13 protein-coding genes are annotated in these 17,926 nt (G+C 43.7%); 12 read left to right on the top strand and 1 reads right to left on the bottom strand.

The genetic code is table 11. From position 1 onward, the window contains the following. The first annotated feature begins 7 nt into the window (after positions 1-7). From B5F78_RS04055 to glmM, 12 genes are all read left to right on the top strand, one after another. Complete coding sequence (locus B5F78_RS04055; RefSeq protein WP_087406093.1) at positions 8-2,230, top strand: glycoside hydrolase family 3 C-terminal domain-containing protein; 2,223 nt, start codon at positions 8-10, stop codon at positions 2,228-2,230. A gap of 151 nt (positions 2,231-2,381) precedes the next feature. Beyond that, positions 2,382-3,944 carry a replicative DNA helicase gene (gene dnaB / locus B5F78_RS04050; RefSeq protein WP_087209908.1) on the top strand — a complete coding sequence of 521 codons (1,563 nt, stop codon included), beginning with the start codon at positions 2,382-2,384 and terminating at the stop codon, positions 3,942-3,944. A gap of 137 nt (positions 3,945-4,081) precedes the next feature. Continuing rightward, positions 4,082-5,749, top strand: coding sequence for a formate--tetrahydrofolate ligase (locus B5F78_RS04045; protein ID WP_022040175.1), 1,668 nt, complete (start codon positions 4,082-4,084; stop codon positions 5,747-5,749). Between the two features lie 189 nt (positions 5,750-5,938). After that, on the top strand, positions 5,939-7,189 hold the full coding sequence (locus B5F78_RS04040; RefSeq protein ID WP_087406092.1) for a peptidoglycan DD-metalloendopeptidase family protein: 1,251 nt from the start codon (positions 5,939-5,941) through the stop codon (positions 7,187-7,189). A 224-nt stretch (positions 7,190-7,413) separates the two neighbouring features. Then, complete coding sequence (locus B5F78_RS04035; RefSeq protein WP_022040172.1) at positions 7,414-7,848, top strand: BT0820 family HAD-type phosphatase; 435 nt, start codon at positions 7,414-7,416, stop codon at positions 7,846-7,848. Positions 7,849-7,925: 77 nt separating this feature from the next. Further along, positions 7,926-8,723: a polysaccharide biosynthesis/export family protein gene (locus B5F78_RS04030; protein WP_022040171.1), complete on the top strand. Its 798-nt coding sequence runs from the start codon at positions 7,926-7,928 to the stop codon at positions 8,721-8,723. Between the two features lie 33 nt (positions 8,724-8,756). Next, a complete protein-coding gene (locus B5F78_RS04025; protein WP_087406091.1) occupies positions 8,757-11,198 on the top strand; it encodes a GumC family protein in 2,442 nt (813 codons plus the stop codon). A gap of 114 nt (positions 11,199-11,312) precedes the next feature. After that, positions 11,313-12,560: a nucleotide sugar dehydrogenase gene (locus B5F78_RS04020; RefSeq protein ID WP_022040169.1), complete on the top strand. Its 1,248-nt coding sequence runs from the start codon at positions 11,313-11,315 to the stop codon at positions 12,558-12,560. A 70-nt stretch (positions 12,561-12,630) separates the two neighbouring features. Continuing rightward, positions 12,631-13,719 carry a GDP-mannose 4,6-dehydratase gene (gmd, locus tag B5F78_RS04015; RefSeq protein WP_022040168.1) on the top strand — a complete coding sequence of 363 codons (1,089 nt, stop codon included), beginning with the start codon at positions 12,631-12,633 and terminating at the stop codon, positions 13,717-13,719. 107 nt (positions 13,720-13,826) lie between these two features. Beyond that, complete coding sequence (locus tag B5F78_RS04010) at positions 13,827-14,927, top strand: GDP-L-fucose synthase family protein (RefSeq protein WP_087248021.1); 1,101 nt, start codon at positions 13,827-13,829, stop codon at positions 14,925-14,927. Between the two features lie 344 nt (positions 14,928-15,271). Then, the gene (locus B5F78_RS04005) at positions 15,272-15,967 is read left to right on the top strand and encodes a DUF4827 domain-containing protein (RefSeq protein ID WP_087397706.1); all 696 of its coding nucleotides are present in this window, start codon (positions 15,272-15,274) and stop codon (positions 15,965-15,967) included. Positions 15,968-16,133: 166 nt separating this feature from the next. Further along, on the top strand, positions 16,134-17,519 hold the full coding sequence (glmM, locus tag B5F78_RS04000; protein ID WP_087406089.1) for a phosphoglucosamine mutase: 1,386 nt from the start codon (positions 16,134-16,136) through the stop codon (positions 17,517-17,519). A gap of 161 nt (positions 17,520-17,680) precedes the next feature. Here the strand turns inward: glmM and B5F78_RS17050 are convergent. Next, on the bottom strand, positions 17,681-17,926 hold a 246-nt coding region (locus B5F78_RS17050; RefSeq protein WP_162608479.1), incomplete at its 5' end, for a hypothetical protein.

Below are 17,926 nucleotides of genomic sequence, written 5' to 3'. Positions count from 1 at the left end.
GAAAACCATGAAAAAACAATTATTGACAATATGTGCAGGTGTGGCGTTATCCCTGTCTGCACCGATGGCGCAAACGGTGGAAACGCTTCCGGTGTATTTGGACGACAGCCAGCCGATAGAAGCGCGCGTGCAGGATGCCTTGAGCCGGATGACGGTAGAGGAAAAGGCACGCCTGAGTTATGCGCAGGGAAAATTCAGTTCGCCCGGATGTCCGCGCCTGGGCATTCCTGAACTGTGGTATTCCGACGGCCCTCACGGGGTACGTGCTGAAATCAATTGGAACGACTGGGGATATGCCGGATGGACCAGCGACAGTTGTACGGCTTTTCCGGCATTGACATGCCTTGCTGCTACATGGAATCTTGAACTTTCGGGCAAATACGGAAAAGCATTGGGCGAAGAAGCCTTATATCGTGGCAAGGACGTGCAGCTGGGACCGGGCGTAAACATATACCGCACGCCTTTGAACGGACGTAACTTTGAATACATGGGCGAAGACCCTTACCTCGCCGCCGAGATGTGTGTGCCTTACATTCAGGAGTTGCAGAAGAACGGAGTAGCGGCTTGCGTGAAACATTACGCGCTCAACAATCAGGAATTGTGGCGCGGGCATATCGATGTGGAGGTGAGCGACCGTGCCTTGTACGAAATCTATCTGCCTGCATTCAAGGCGGCGGTAGAACGGGGCGGGGCATGGAGCATCATGGGAGCTTATAATAAAGTACGCGGTACGCACGCCACGCATCACAAGCTTTTGAATAATGACATTCTGAAAGGCGAATGGAAGTTCGACGGGTGTGTGGTGACCGACTGGGGAGCGGCACACGATACGTACGAAGCCGCCATGTACGGGCTTGATCTCGAAATGGGCTCTTACACCAACGGATTGACCTCGGAGTCGGAGTTCGGTTATGATGACTATTATTTGGGCAAAGCTTACTTGAAGATGATAAAAGAAGGCAAGATTCCGATGGAGGTGGTTGATGACAAGGCAGGGCGCGTGCTCCGTCTGATTTTCCGCACGGCGATGAACCGCAAAAAGTCTTTCGGCTCGATGGCTTCGCCGGCGCATTATCAGGTGGCATACGAAGTGGCAACCGAGGGGACAGTGCTCCTGAAGAACGGAAACGGGAAAAAACAGGCAGGTTTGCTTCCGGTTGTCCCCGGCGCGTATAAAAACATCCTTGTGGTAGGCGACAATGCGGTGCGCAACCTGATGCAGGGAGGAGGCTCTTCGGAACTGAAGCCCAAAGATTTCATTTCTCCCTTGGACGGTCTGCGTAAAAAGTACGGCAATGTGACGTATGCGCAAGGTTATAAGGCAGGGCGTCCGATGTATGGCAATGTGGAAGAGATTCCGCAGGCGGTGATGGATTCGTTGCGTGAGGATGCCGTGGCAAAGGCGAAGGAAGCCGACTTGGTCATTTACGTAGGCGGACTGAACAAAAACCATCAGCAGGATTGCGAGGCGGGCGACCGCATTACCTATAACTTGCCTTTCGGGCAAGATGAACTGATTCGTTCGTTGCTCGGAGTGAATAAGAATATGGTAGTCGTTTTGATAAGCGGGAATGCGGTGGCGATGCCGTGGCTCGATGACGTTCCGTCTGTGGTGCAGACTTGGTATTTGGGTACGATTACCGGAAACGCGTTGGCAGATGTGCTGAGCGGCGAAGTCAATCCCAGTGGGAAACTTCCTTTCTCTTACCCTGTGAAACTGGAGGACTGCCCAGCCCACGCTTTCGATGCGCTTTGCTATCCGGGCGACAGCATCCGCGAAGTATATAAGGAAGACATTCTTGTGGGGTACCGCTGGTATGACACCAAGAAAATTGAACCGATGTTCCCGTTCGGCTATGGGATGAGTTACACGACTTTCGAATACGGCAAACCGGCGGTTTCGACTAAGGCGATGAATCAAGACGGAAGCCTTACGGTTTCGGTAAAAGTAAAGAATACGGGAACGGTAGCCGGCAAGGAGATTGTCCAGCTTTACATCGGCGACGAGAAGTGCTCCGTGCTTCGTCCTGTAAAGGAGCTGAAAGGCTTCCGAAAAGTGGCTCTTCGTCCGGGTGAAGAAAAAGAAGTGACTTTCACCGTTACTCCCGATGCCTTGAAATTCTTCGATGATAAGCGTCACGAATGGGTAGCGGAGCCGGGTAAGTTCAAGGCGTATATCGGCGCATCGTCTGCGGATATACGCGGTACGGTTTCGTTCGAACTGCTGTAAGTCTTTTGAGGATAATAGATCGGACGCAAAATATAAAGTCAAGGATGTTATGTTTTTTGGCTTTTGCAGAAGCAAAAAATAAAAACTCTGTGTCTTTGTATCTTTGCGTTCGATTTATTTTTCTAACTTTGCATCCTCAAAAAAGAAGATAATGGCAGAAGTACGAAGAACGACGCGCATCCCGAAGGCTGTAAAGACCAAGCCGGTGGATGAATATGGACATCTCCAGCCTCAGGCACCCGAGCTGGAAGAAGCGGTATTGGGGGCATTGATGATTGAAAAGGATGCTTATTCACTGGTGAGTGAAATATTGCGTCCTGAATCATTTTATGAACATCGTAATCAGCTGATTTATGCAGCTATAACTGACCTTGCTATCCAACAGAAGCCGATTGATATTCTTACGGTGACCGAGCAGCTGCGTTCAAGAGGCAATCTGGAAGAGGTGGGAGGACCTTTTTATATCACCCAGCTTAGTGGTAAAGTGGCTTCGTCTGCCCATATCGAATACCATGCACGCATTATCGCTCAGAAATTTCTGGCACGTGAATTGATATCATTCACCAGCGCCATTCAGACCAAAGCTTTCGATGAAACACAGGATGTAGACGACTTGATGCAGGAGGCCGAAGGAAAGCTCTTTGAGATTTCCCAGCAAAATATGAAGAAGGACTACACACAGATTAATCCTGTCATTCAAGAAGCATATGAAATGTTGCAGAAAGCAGCAGCACGTACAGATGGTCTGAGCGGTTTGTCCAGTGGCTTTCACCAACTTGATAAAATGACGTCAGGATGGCAGAATTCCGACCTTATCATTATTGCAGCCCGTCCGGCAATGGGAAAGACGGCGTTTGTACTTTCGATGGCGAAAAATATGGCGGTCAATAATAAAGTTCCTGTTGCTTTGTTTTCGCTCGAAATGAGTAACGTACAGCTGGTGAACCGTTTGATAGTGAATGTATGTGAAATACCTGGTGAGAAAATCAAGAGCGGGCAATTGGCTCCTTATGAATGGGGGCAGCTTGATTATAAAATAAAAGAATTGTATGATGCCCCGCTTTATGTGGATGATACACCTTCGCTTTCTGTTTTCGAATTGCGGACTAAGGCACGGAGATTGGTGCGTGAACACGATGTGAAAGTGATTATTATCGACTATCTTCAGTTAATGAATGCCAGTGGTATGTCGTATGGAAGTCGACAGGAAGAGGTGAGTACAATCTCCCGTTCGCTTAAGGGACTGGCAAAGGAATTGAATATTCCTATTATTGCATTGAGTCAGCTGAATCGTGGTGTAGAAAACCGTGAAGGCATTGATGGTAAGCGTCCTCAGTTGAGCGATTTGCGGGAATCAGGAGCTATCGAGCAGGATGCAGATATGGTGTGTTTTATCCACCGCCCTGAATATTACAAGATTTATCAGGACGAGAAAGGTAATGATTTGCATGGAATGGCAGAGATTATCATTGCCAAGCACCGTAACGGTGCCGTCGGAGATGTGCTTCTCCGTTTCCGGGCAGAGTATGCACGTTTTCAGAATCCTGATGATGACCTGATTGTGCCTATGCCAGGAGAGGAACATACTTCGCCAGTACTTCGTTCGAAGATAAATAGTGGTGGAAGCCAAGGATATATGCCTCCTACTCCTGCTGATATACCTCCTCAGTCGGAGAATCCCTTTGGTGCTCCTATGCCTGATGTCCCGTTTTGAAAATTGGAATGAATCCCCCAATTGTCCAAAGCACACACGAAAACGGAAACATCAAGATGGGAAAAGCTTTTTGTAGAGATTCAAAACAGTTTCTAGGTCTTGGATAATTTTGATGAAAAAGAATATATGATATAAATATGAAGTCGGATATAGAAATAGCACGCAGCATCGAGCTGAAGAAAATCAAGCAGGTGGCTTGGAGTTACGGGTTACCCGGAGATGAGATTTTGAACTACGGGCGATACATTGCCAAAGTGCCCGAAACATTGATAGATGAAGAGAAGGTAAAGCGGAGTAACTTGATACTGGTGACAGCCATCACGCCCACCAAGGCCGGTATCGGAAAGACTACGGTTTCTATTGGACTTGCCTTGGGGTTGAATCGCATTGGACGGAAAGCCATCTGTGCCTTACGTGAGCCATCGCTTGGTCCTTGTTTCGGAATGAAAGGCGGTGCTGCTGGAGGTGGCTACGCACAGGTGCTCCCGATGGACAAAATCAATCTTCATTTTACGGGTGATTTCCATGCCATTACCTCGGCACATAATATGATTGCTGCCTTGTTGGATAACTATATGTATCAGAACCGCGATAACGGCTTTGCCATGAAGGAAGTGCTGTGGAATCGTGTGTTGGATGTGAACGACCGCGGTTTGCGTTATATCGTGACGGGATTGGGAGGAAAAACCAATGGCATTACCCGGGAGTCAAGTTTTGATATCACTCCGGCATCTGAAATCATGGCTATCCTTTGCCTGGCAACAGATGAGGCGGATTTGCGTCGTCGTATCGAGAATATTTTGCTGGGTTTCACCGTTGATAACAAACCTTTTACGGTGAAAGACTTGGGAGTGGCAGGAGCTATTACCGTATTGCTGAAGGATGCCATATCCCCCAACTTGGTGCAGACCACTGAGCACACACCGGCATTTGTTCATGGGGGACCTTTTGCCAACATTGCTCACGGTTGTAATTCCATCTTGGCCACCAAGTTGGCGATGACCTTCGGCGACTACGTGATTACGGAAGCTGGATTCGGTGCGGATTTGGGAGCAGAGAAATTTTACGATATCAAGTGCCGTAAGTCGGGCTTACAACCCAAGCTGACCGTTATTGTAGCTACGGCGCAGGGATTGAAAATGCACGGCGGCGTGAGTCTTGACAAAATCAAGGAGCCAGATTTGGAAGGATTGGAAAAAGGCTTTGCCAATCTTGACAAGCATATTGAGAACCTGCGCTCGTTCGGTCAGACGATTGTAGTGGCATTTAACCGTTACGCCAACGATACGGAAGAGGAAATTGAAGCTATCCGTCGCCATTGTACCACGATGGGTGTGGGTTTTGCCGTTAACAATGCTTTTACCGAAGGTGGAGCCGGAGCTATGGAATTGGCAGAGCTGATAGTGGACACCATTGAGAACAAACCTTCACAACCTCTGCGCCTTGCATATGAGGACACCGATAGCATCGAGGAAAAGATAGAGAAAGTGGCTTGCAACTTGTATGGTGCCGCTGAAGTGACTTACAGCATCACGGCGCGCAAGAAAATCAAGATAGCTGAAGCACTGGGTTATGAGAAATTCCCCATCTGTATTGCCAAGACTCAGTATTCGTTTTCCACTGACCCCAAGCTCTATGGTGTGGCGAAGGACTTTGAGTTTCATGTGCGTGACATTGTTCTTAATGCCGGTGCTGAGATGCTGGTGGTGATAGCTGGCGAGATTATGCGTATGCCGGGATTGCCCAAAGAGCCGCAAGCCCTACACATTGATATTGTGAATGGGGAGATAGAAGGATTGTCGTGAGTGTCTTATTTATGACTATTGTTTTTTCCTTGTGAATGTCCTATTCCGCCAATAAATATGTCTGCAAAACGAAGATATACTTCATCGGCAATTTCAAATAACTGCTACAGCCCACGAAGATAACTGAAAAGGCAAAGTAAGATATCTTCATTGGGCGTGTCATTATTTTACCTGCAATCTGTATAAATTATGAACAAACGAAATATATTCATAGCCGGAGTCGTAGCTGTTGTGCTGGCGGTTGGCGGGACTTTTTATTATATGCATCATATGGCGCAACCGTTGGACGAAGTTGCGGTAACTGATTCGGTAGAAGTCGACAATATCGTGCGGAAATATGGGATACCTGTTTCGCTTTACGACATTAAGTACGGACTTGTAGAACCGGGACAGAACCTCTCGATTATCTTGCGGAAGCATGGTTTTTCGGTAGGTGAAGTACACCGGCTTACCAAGAAAGCAGAAGGTGTATTCGATGTCCGTAAGGTAAAAGATGGGCAGGCATACGCCGTTTTTACGACCCGCGATAGCATTCCACAGACGGTGTACTTTGTTTACGAGGAAAGTCCGAAGTCATATATCGTCTTTGACCTGAAAGGTGATTACGGTGTGAAGCGCGGTGAAAATCCAGTGACGTGGGAGCGTAAGACTGTAGGAGGAAGGGTAAAAACATCGTTGTGGGTGGCGATGCAGCAGTGCGGAACCTCCCCGCAGCTTGCCCTTGACCTTTCGAATATCTTCGGCTGGAGCATTGACTTTTTCGGGTTGCAAAAAGAAGACGAGTTCCGTGTGTGGTATGAACAGGAAACCGTAGAAGGAAGGGAATTGCAGAACTTCCGTGTGCTGGCAGCCTCATTTTCGCACGAAGATAGTGTGTATTATGCTATTCCCTTTGTGCAGGATGGTGAGGAATTGTATTACAATGCTGACGGGAATAGCCTGGAGGGTGAGTTCTTGAAGGCTCCGTTGGATTATTATCGCATCTCGTCACGCTTTTCGAATAGCCGATTCCATCCGGTATTGCGCCGTTATCGTGCCCATCATGGTGTGGATTATGCTGCTCCGAAGGGTACGCCTGTGTATGCTATTGGCAAGGGAAAGGTGATAGCTAAAGCTTACCAGGCGGGTGGGGCAGGAAACTACCTGAAGATTCGTCACAATAGCCGCTATACTACCACTTATATGCATCTCTCGGGATTTGCTAAAGGAATCCAGGTGGGCTCGGAAGTAAAGCAGAAAGAAGTGATTGGCTACGTTGGGAGCACGGGGTTGTCTACTGGGCCACACCTTGATTTCCGTGTTTATGATAATGGTACCCCCGTTAATCCTCTTACTATCAAGTCGCAACCTAAAAAGCCTGTAAGTGAGGATAATAAGGAACAATTTGCCGTTGTGCGCGATTCGTTGCTGCAAATACTTGATGGGATAAAAGTGCATTGAAAGTAACAGGCTCTAAAAGATTGATAGGATATTGGAAGCGAGAGATTTGATTTGATACTTCAATTATTATTGTTTGAAACTTTTGTCAATAATGAAAAAAGTTGTATCTTTGCGCACACGTGTCATATTGGTTGATATGCAGGGACAAATTAGATTAAAAAGTAATGTTTTGAATAGGTAAGGAGTCAGAACTTTTTATACAAATTAAATAATGAGTAATTGATATGCTTATAGCTGTAGATTTTGATGGAACTATTGTAGAGCATAAATATCCCGCCATTGGTGCAGAGATACCTTTTGCTATTGAAACTCTAAAAAAGCTGGCTGCGGAAAAGCATAAGCTGATTCTTTGGAGTGTGCGTGAAGGGAAGCTTTTGGATGAGGCCGTTGAATTTTGCCGCCAGCGGGGATTGGTCTTTTATGCAGTCAACCGTGACTATCCGGAGGAAGAAAAGCAACAGAACAATCATTATTCGCGCAAATTGAAAGTGGATTTGTTCATAGATGACCGTAATTTGGGAGGATTGCCTGATTGGGGCACTATTTATGAAATGGTAACCAAGCGTCTTTCGTATGAAGATTTGTTGGACCGCTACGAAACGGACGAACAGGATGACAAGAAATCACGAAAGAGCTTTTTGAAAAGATTGTTTACTTAAACAATAATGTCGGGCTGATACAGTGACTAAGTATTATTGGAAAAATAGAGGCAATTAATATTTTTAAAGAACATAAGATGAAACTCAAACAAACACTTTTCGCATTTGCTATTATGGCATTGCTGGCAGGATGTACCTCTTATAAAAGTGTACCTTACTTGCAGAATCCTGAAATTGTAAATGAACTGGGAACGGAAATCCCCCTTTATGATGCGAAAATCATGCCTAAAGATTTGTTAAGTATTACAGTGAATACGACCGATCCTCAGGCGGCTGCTCCATTTAATTTGACTGTGCAGACTCCTTTGAATGCGGCGTTGACTAATATCAACACGACTACCCAGCCAACCTTGCAACAATATCTTGTAAGCAATCAGGGAGAAATTGATTTTCCAGTCCTCGGAAGGTTGAAAGTAGGAGGGTTGACTAAGAATGAAGCGGAGAATATGATTCGCGAACGGTTGAAACCTTATCTGAAAGAAGCTCCGATTGTAACCGTCCGTATGGCAAATTATAAGATATCAGTGTTGGGTGAAGTTGCACGCCCTGGTTCTTTTACGGTTAGTAACGAAAAGGTTAATGTGTTGGAAGCTCTTGCTATGGCAGGGGATATGACGGTTTACGGTGTACGTACGAATGTGAAGCTGATTCGTGAAGAACCCAATGGCAAACGGGAAATCGTAGAGCTTGATTTGACGAAAAGTGACATCGTCCTTTCACCTTATTTCTATCTCCGGCAAAATGATGTCATTTATGTTACTCCCAATAAGACAAAGGCGAAAAACTCAGATATCGGTAATACGACCACTACGGTTATATCGGCAACTTCAATCTTGGTATCTATCGCAAGTTTGCTAGTCAATATTCTCAATTAATTCAACGGATAAAAAAGTTAGAAAAAAACATCTATGGAAGAACAAAACATCAATGAACAAAACAATGAAGAAAATGCTATCAATCTATATGCTATTTTTTTCAAATACCTTGCTTATTGGCCGTGGTTTGTCATAAGTGTAATTGTCTGTTTGATATTGGCTTTCCTTTATCTGCGCTATCAGGCGCCAGTATACAATGTTACGGCGGCTGTTTTAATTAAAGAAGAAGAACAAAAAGGTAGTACTTCTGCTACATCGCCTTTGGCTGCTATACAAGACCTTGGAATGTTTTCCATGACTAATAATTTTGATAATGAGGTGGAAATTCTGCATTCACGTACTCTTATCAAAAAGGCAGTAAATGAATTACGGTTGTATATCAGTATAGCCGAAGACCGCATGAGCGGTTATAATATTCCTTTGTATAAGACTTCTCCTGTCAATGTTTTCATGACGCCTGAAGAAGCTGATAAATTGGAGGCACCTGTTAAGCTGAAAATGAAATATACGCTTGATGGCAAATTGAATGTGGAGGCCGAATACACTCTTGAAGAAGAAGAGGAAGAAATCAGTAAAACATTTGATAAACTTCCGGCTGTACTTCCAACTCCTGTCGGAGTGGTGAACTTCGTTAAAAACGACTCGCTTCCAGAGCCTATGGAAGAAGATATGAGACTGGTTGCGTATATTAATGCTCCGACGTCTACCGCGAATGGATATATGGAGAACCTGACCGTGGAAGCGACTTCGAAAACCACAACAATAGCTCAAATCGGAATACAGAATACGGATAAACAACGTGCTGTGAATTTTATCAATTGCCTGGTGGCTTTCTATAACCGCGATGCAAATGATGAAAAAAATGAAGTGGCACAGAAAACAGCTGAATTTATTGAAGAACGCATTGGAATTATCAATCGCGAATTGGGTACTGCAGAGACAGAATTGGCTGATTTTAAACAGCGTTCGGGATTGACAGATCTTACCAGTGATGCGCAGTTGGCTTTGGAAGAAAGTTCTAAGTATGGACAGCAGCGTGTAGAAAATGCTACGCAAATCCAGCTGGTAGAATTCTTGAAGAATTACATAAATGATCCTCAAAACAATGGAGAGGTTATCCCTTCAAATGTCGGGTTGCAGGATCAGAACCTTTCATCGGTAATTGACCAGTATAATACGATGATTATCGAACGTAACCGTTTGCTACGTACTTCTTCTGAAAGTAACCCTGCTGTTATTAATATGAATGCGGGGATAGAAGCCATGCGGCATAGTGTTCAGACTACTGTTGAAAGTGTATTGAAAGGTCTGAATATTGCAAAAATAGACATAGACCGTCAGGCACGTAAATTTGAAGGACGCATCAGTAATGCTCCTTTGCAGGAGAAAGAGTTCCTGAGCATTGCCCGTCAGCAGGAAATCAAGGCGGCACTTTATACGATGCTTTTGCAAAAGCGTGAGGAAAATGCTATAACCCTTGCGGCTACAGCCAATAACGGGCGGATTATTGAAGATGCTTTGGCAGATAAGGATCCTGTTTCTCCGAAAAAGAAAATCATCGCACTTGCCGCATTGATTTTGGGATTGGGAATTCCTGTCGGAATTATTTATCTGCGTGACATGTTGAAGTACAAAATTGAAAACCGTGAAGATGTAGAACACTTGACAGATATTCCTATTATTGCAGAACTTCCACGCTGTAAAAAACCGGAAAAAGGAGCGATTGTTGTACGGGAGAATAAAAACGATATTATGGAAGAAACATTTCGTGGCTTGCGTACCAATTTACTCTTCATGTTGCCTAAAGATAAAAAAGTGATTCTCTTTTCTTCTACTCAGCCAGGTGAAGGTAAATCGTTTGTTGCCGGCAATACAGCTGTCAGTCTTGCTTTCTTAGGAAAGAAAACGATTATTGTAGGTATGGATATCCGTAAGCCGGGATTGAATAAGGTATTCAATCTTTCTCGTCGTGCAGAAGGTATTACTAATTATTTGGCGGATCCGGATCATGTGAATATTTTCGATATGATTCAACATTCGGATATTAGCGAGAATTTAGATATCTTGCCAGGTGGTCCTGTTCCACCCAATCCGACAGAACTGGTGGCTCGTGATGTTCTGGACCGGGCTATCGAGCAGTTAAAGCAGCGTTATGATTATATAATTCTGGATACTGCGCCGATTGCCATGGTTACTGATACTGCGATTATCGGACGTGTGGCAGACATGTGTGTGTATGTTTGCCGTGCAGATGTGACCCCGAAGGCTGGGTATCGGTATATTAATGTTTTGCGTGATGAGAAGAAATTCCCTGTACTTGCCACTATTATTAATGACATAGACATGAGCAAACGGAAAAACAGTTATGGTTATGGATATGGTGCAAAGTACGGATATGGTGGCAAGGCATATGGCTATGGTTATGGATACGGATATGGATATTCCGAAGCCCAAAAGCAAAAAAGCAACAAATAATTAAGAATTATAATCAACACTTATACGCATGTCGCATCAGTTTACACTTTTCTGCATGTATTCTTCGCAGAGTAATGTAAACTGGTGCGATTTTGTCTTTAAATCGTTATTATTATGAAAGATTTGAAAATAGCTGTGGCCGGGACAGGCTATGTAGGCCTTTCTATTGCCACACTGCTGAGTCAGCACCATCAGGTCACGGCGGTTGATATCGTTCCGGAAAAAGTGGAATTGATTAATCAGCGGAAATCACCCATTCAGGATGATTACATAGAAAAATACCTGTTAGAGAAAAAACTGAACCTTACTGCTACATTGGATGGGGTTAAAGCATATAGTGATGCTGATTTTGTGATTATTGCAGCTCCGACCAATTATGACCCGATAAAGAACTATTTCGATACCAGCCATGTAGAAGAAGTCATTAAGTTGGTTATGCAGGTCAATCCGGATGCGATTATGGTCATTAAGAGTACGATACCAGTAGGATATACCGAAAACATCCGTAAGAAGTTGGGAAATAATAACATCATATTTTCTCCCGAATTTCTGCGGGAAAGCAAAGCGCTTTATGATAATCTTTACCCTAGCCGCATCATTGTGGGACGTCCTGAAGGAGACGCCCGTTTGGACAAAGCTGCACATACTTTTGCCGCTTTACTTCAGGAAGGTGCTCTTAAAGAGAATATTGATACATTGTTCATGGGATTGACAGAGGCGGAAGCCGTGAAACTGTTTGCCAATACTTACCTGGCTTTAAGGGTATCATACTTTAATGAATTGGATACTTATGCTGAAATGAAAGGATTGGATACAAAGGCGATAATCAATGGGGTCTGTCTGGATCCGCGCATTGGAAGTCATTATAATAATCCAAGTTTTGGCTATGGAGGTTATTGCCTGCCTAAAGATACCAAACAGCTTCTTGCCAACTATGCGGATGTGCCTGAAAATTTGATACAGGCAATAGTGGAAAGCAATCGTACACGTAAGGATTTTGTTGCCGATAGAGTCTTGCATAAGGCAGGATATTACGATTATTATAACCGGAGTGATTATAATCCTGATGAAGAACGGCAATGTACAATAGGTGTTTTTCGTCTTACAATGAAAAGCCATAGTGATAATTTTCGGCAAAGCAGTATCCAAGGGGTCATGAAACGTGTGAAGGCTAAAGGTGCAATTGTAATAATTTATGAGCCGACCTTGAAAGATGGGAGCACTTTTTTTGGAAGCCGGGTTGTAAATGATTTGGAACTTTTCAAGCGCCAGAGCCAGGCTATTATTGCTAATCGCTATGATACATGTCTTGACGATGTCCGGTATAAAGTGTATACCCGTGATATTTTTCGGAGAGACTGACTGATAGTAACACATCTGTTTGGCTTTTACAGAAATAAAGATTACCTTTGCCCGAAAAGATTTTGGAATTATGAGAAAAGTAGCATTAATCACCGGTATAACAGGACAAGACGGTTCTTACCTTGCTGAGTTTTTGATAGAGAAAGGCTATGAAGTGCATGGTATTTTACGCCGTTCTTCGTCATTCAATACAGGACGTATCGAGCATTTGTATTTGGACGAATGGGTACGTGATATGAAGAAAAACCGTTTGGTGAATCTTCATTGGGGCGATATGACAGATTCCAGTTCGTTGATTCGTATCATCAGTGACATTCATCCTACGGAAATCTATAATCTGGCAGCACAGAGCCACGTAAAGGTCTCTTTTGATGTACCTGAATACACAGCCGAGGCTGATGCCATCGGCACGCTTCGTTTATTAGAGGCGGTTCGAATCTGCGGACTCGACAAAACTTGCCGTATTTATCAGGCTTCCACATCTGAACTTTTTGGAAAGGTTCAGGAAATTCCCCAAAAAGAAACGACTCCTTTTTATCCGCGTTCACCCTATGGAGTGGCAAAGCAGTATGGTTTTTGGATAACGAAAAACTATCGTGAAAGTTATGGTATGTTTGCTGTAAACGGTATCCTGTTCAATCATGAAAGTGAGCGGCGTGGAGAAAATTTCGTGACACGTAAGATTACGCTTGCGGCTGCACGTATCAAGCAAGGGTTCCAAGATAAACTGTATTTAGGCAATCTTGACGCGAAACGTGATTGGGGATATGCTAAAGATTATGTAGAGTGCATGTGGCTTATCCTCCAGAATGATAAACCAGAAGACTTTGTGATAGCAACCGGTGAGATGCATACGGTACGAGAGTTCTGTACGCTGGCATTCCATTACCTGGGTATTGATTTGGAATGGCAGGGAAGTGGTGTTGACGAAAAAGGTATTGACCGGGAAACAGGACGGGTATTGGTAGAAGTTGATCCGAAGTATTTCCGCCCGTGTGAAGTGGAGCAGCTTTTAGGAGATCCGACCAAGGCCAAAGAAACATTAGGCTGGAATCCGACAAAAACATCTTTCCCTGAGTTGGTACGTATAATGGCTGAGCATGACATGAAGTTTGTAAGGAAACTTCATCTGAAAGCAGAAATGGATAAAGAAGAATAATTTTAAGTTGACAAGGTGTCAGATAACGAATTGACAAGGATGTAATGGTATTTGACAGGTAATGCCTCGTTTTCTGATACTTTGTCGGCTTGTCAACAAAAAAGAATATGTTGGACAAATCATCAAAAATATATGTTGCCGGACATCATGGATTAGTTGGATCGGCTATTTGGAATAATCTCCAACAACGGGGGTATATGAACTTGGTAGGGCGTAGTCATAAGGAACTGGACCTGTTGGATGGAGTGGCTGTAAAACGTTTTTTCGATGAAGAACAGCCTGATGCTGTAGTATTGGCTGCCGCACATGTAGGAGGCATTATGGCGAACTTGCATTACCGTGCAGACTTTATTTACCAGAATCTTCAAATACAGCAGAATGTCATCGGCGAAAGCTTTCGTCATGGTGTCAAGAAGCTTCTGTTTTTGGGTAGTACCTGTATCTATCCGCGTGAAGCTCCCCAACCGATGAAGGAAGAAGTGCTGCTCACTTCTCCTTTGGAATATACGAACGAACCTTATGCCATTGCTAAAATAGCCGGCTTAAAGATGTGTGAAAGTTTCAACTTGCAATATGGTACGAATTACATTGCCGTTATGCCTACAAACCTTTATGGACCGAATGACAACTTTCACTTGGAAAACAGTCATGTGCTTCCGGCAATGATTCGCAAGGTCTATCTTGCAAAGTGCCTGAATGAAGGCAAGTGGGATGCTGTGCGTAAAGACATAAACTTGCGCCCTGTAGAAGGAGTAAATGGAAATAATACGGACGAAGAAATCTTAGGAAAACTGGCAAAGTTTGGCATTACGCCCGAAGCTGTAACTTTATGGGGTACAGGCAAGCCTTTGCGTGAGTTCCTGTGGAGTGAAGAGATGGCAGATGCCAGTGTACACGTATTATTGAATGTAGATTTTAAAGATACTTACAAGAATGGCGAGACAGAAATCCGTAATTGTCATATCAATGTAGGTACGGGCAAGGAACTGTCCATCCGGGAACTGGCTGAGAAGATTGTAAAAGAAATCGGCTTTAAGGGTGAGTTGCGTTGGGATTCTTCTAAGCCAGACGGAACGATGCGTAAGTTGACGGACGTAACGAAGCTTCATAGCTTGGGGTGGCATCATCAAGTGGAGATAGACGAGGGAATTCATCGTTTGTATGAATGGTATCTGAAGGGGATTTGTATCAACCATCAGACAATTTGATGTAATGGCATAACGATATAACACTTATTGCTGTCTGCTAACGCTTTTATCAGTGTTTGGCAGGCAGCAGTTTTTTGTAACGCAAAGATTACGGATTTCTGATGCTGACCGTATGTCTTTACCTTCTGCTTTAAAAAGAGAAAAGCTACAGCTTCCCTTTAATGCATTGGAATGCCTCCAAGAAAATGAATGACCCGGTTCGCATGCAACGGTTTCTATGCTGATGTGATATTCATGTTCTGAAATAAGTTTAAATCACTTCATTTAATGATAAAATCTCTTTGAATTTTCGTTTATTACTGCCATTTTATTAAATTTGCCGCCACAAATTTATAGCAAGAAGAATGAAAAGGATAAGATTGTTTGTAACAGTATTGGCTATCGGGACTTTGTTATTCCAAAGTTGTGACGATAGCAAGACGTATGCTGAACTGAGAGATGATGAAATTGATGCAATCAATGCATGGATTAGTACGCACGATTATGAAATAATAAGCGAAAGCGAATTCTATGCCCAAGATACAATGACCAACGAGAATCAGTTTGTGCTTTTTGATGAAAGCGGTGTGTATATGAATATCGTGAAGAAAGGACAGGGTACTTCTGTCTTGGCAGATGGGTCGTATTCCATACTTTCCCGTTATTTTGAGATTGCGATGCAGGATCGTGATGAACTGTTCAGTTTGGGTGATACGCTGACTGGTAATACGAATCTGTACAATTATCCGCTTTATTCAGTAAACTCATCGTGGTCGCTTCCAATGTATATGCTTCATCCCGAAGAATATAAGCTTACCATTGATGGTGATTCTTATTCGGCAGCTTTTACGCAGAGTTATATTATGTATTCCATTTACCAGACAACTTCGGTACCGACGGGCTGGTTATTGCCTTTGCGGTATGTAAAACCTTCGCGTACATCTTCGTCGACTGATGTGGCTCGTGTACGTCTGATAGTTCCTCACGCTGAAGGGACTAGAAATGCGAGCCGTTATGTATACCCGTGTTATTACGAGATTACTTATAATTTAGGTAAATAAGAAGGCAGGTGTGTCAGAATGGAATGGGATTATCAAAATGAACGTTGATTTTTGTTTTGGCACATCCGCCTTATGTTGTAATGTCTGTTCCGTTTGTCAGGGAGGACAACCCAAGACATTGCCTGAATGTTGGTGAGAAATTATAAACCCAAAAACTTAATAAACGATGACTTTGATAAAATCAATCTCCGGTATCAGGGGAACTATCGGGGGAAAAGCAGGAGAAGGGCTGACCCCGTTGGATATCGTAAAATTTACTTCTGCATACGCTACACTGATTCGTCGTATTTCTTCTTTACAAAGCAATCGCATTGTGGTGGGACGTGATGCCCGTGTATCAGGTGAGATGGTGCGGAAAGTGGTGTGTGGCACTTTGATGGGTATGGGTTTTGATGTCGTTGATATAGGATTGGCTTCTACTCCTACTACCGAATTGGCTGTGACGATGGCAAAAGCCTGTGGTGGAATTATTCTGACTGCCAGCCACAATCCGAAACCGTGGAATGCACTTAAATTGTTGAACGAACGTGGTGAGTTCTTGAATGCTGAAGAGGGGAAAGAAGTGCTCCGCATAGCCGAAGCAGAAGACTTTGAATACGCCGATATTGATTCGATAGGGCTCTATACGGAGGATTTGAGTTATGGTGAAAAGCATATCGAGCACGTCTTGTCTTTGCCTTTAGTAGATAGCAAGGCTATCCGTGAAGCAGGTTTTCGTGTCGCAATTGATTGTGTAAATTCGGTAGGTGGTATCATTCTTCCACAATTGCTGGAGCGTTTGGGAGTGGATTATGTAGAGAAATTGTATTGCGAACCTACAGGAATTTTCCAGCATAATCCTGAGCCCTTGGAGAAAAATCTAGGTGATATCATGCAGTTGATGCGGAAAGAAGAATTGGATGTGGCTTTTGTAGTAGACCCGGATGTGGATCGATTGGCTATGATTTGTGAAGATGGAACAATGTATGGCGAGGAGTATACGCTAGTTACAGTTGCCGATTATGTATTGAAGAATACACCGGGCAATACGGTATCCAATTTGAGTTCGACTCGTGCATTGCGGGATGTAACTGATAAATACGGGATGAAATATTATGCTTCGGCAGTAGGCGAAGTGAATGTGGTAGCAAAAATGAAAGAGACACATGCCGTAATCGGCGGTGAAGGTAACGGCGGTGTTATCTATCCGCCTGCCCATTATGGTCGGGATGCACTGGTAGGCATAGCTTTGTTCTTAAGTCATTTGGCTCATGAAGGCAAGAAAGTGAGTGAACTGCGTGCTTCTTATCCTACTTATTATATGGCGAAAAATCGTATAGATTTGACGCCGGATACTGATATTGATGCTATTTTGGAAAAAGTGAAGGAAGTTTACCGTAATGAAGAGGTAAACGATATCGATGGGGTGAAGATTGATTTTGCTGACGGGTGGGTACACTTGCGTAAGAGCAATACCGAACCCATTATCCGTGTATATTCGGAAGCCCGCACTGCAGATGAAGCCGACCGCTTGGCGAAAACTGTTTGTGCAATCGCCTGTGAGAAAAATTGAAAAATGAATGTCCGTAAACAGTCAATACATACCCTTGAAAAATGAATATATACTTCATCGGCTGATGAATATATACTGCATTCACGGTTGAATATATACTTCATCGGCAGATGCAGTACTACTGCGTTTTCAACTCAGTCGAATTGGTTTATTACGGACATTCATAACTTGAAGTGCATTCGTTGCCCTATCGGCAGATATAATCTGATTTGAATACGGTCGTATAGTTTTTGTACGGCCGTATGTTTTTTCATAGACAATAAAAACGCACCTTTACAGGAGATATTTCTTGTCTGCGTCTTAGAAGCTGTTTTGAATTTCTCCAAAAAGTTTTTCTTGGCTTGATGTATCTGTTTTCGTGTGTGCTTTGGGCGATTTTTTGGTCCTTTTCGCTCCTGTTCTTCGTC

The sequence above is a fragment of the Bacteroides sp. An279 genome (genome assembly GCF_002159615.1).
Lineage (GTDB): Bacteria > Bacteroidota > Bacteroidia > Bacteroidales > Bacteroidaceae > Phocaeicola > Phocaeicola intestinalis.
This window is presented reverse-complemented; position numbering and strand designations above follow the sequence as displayed.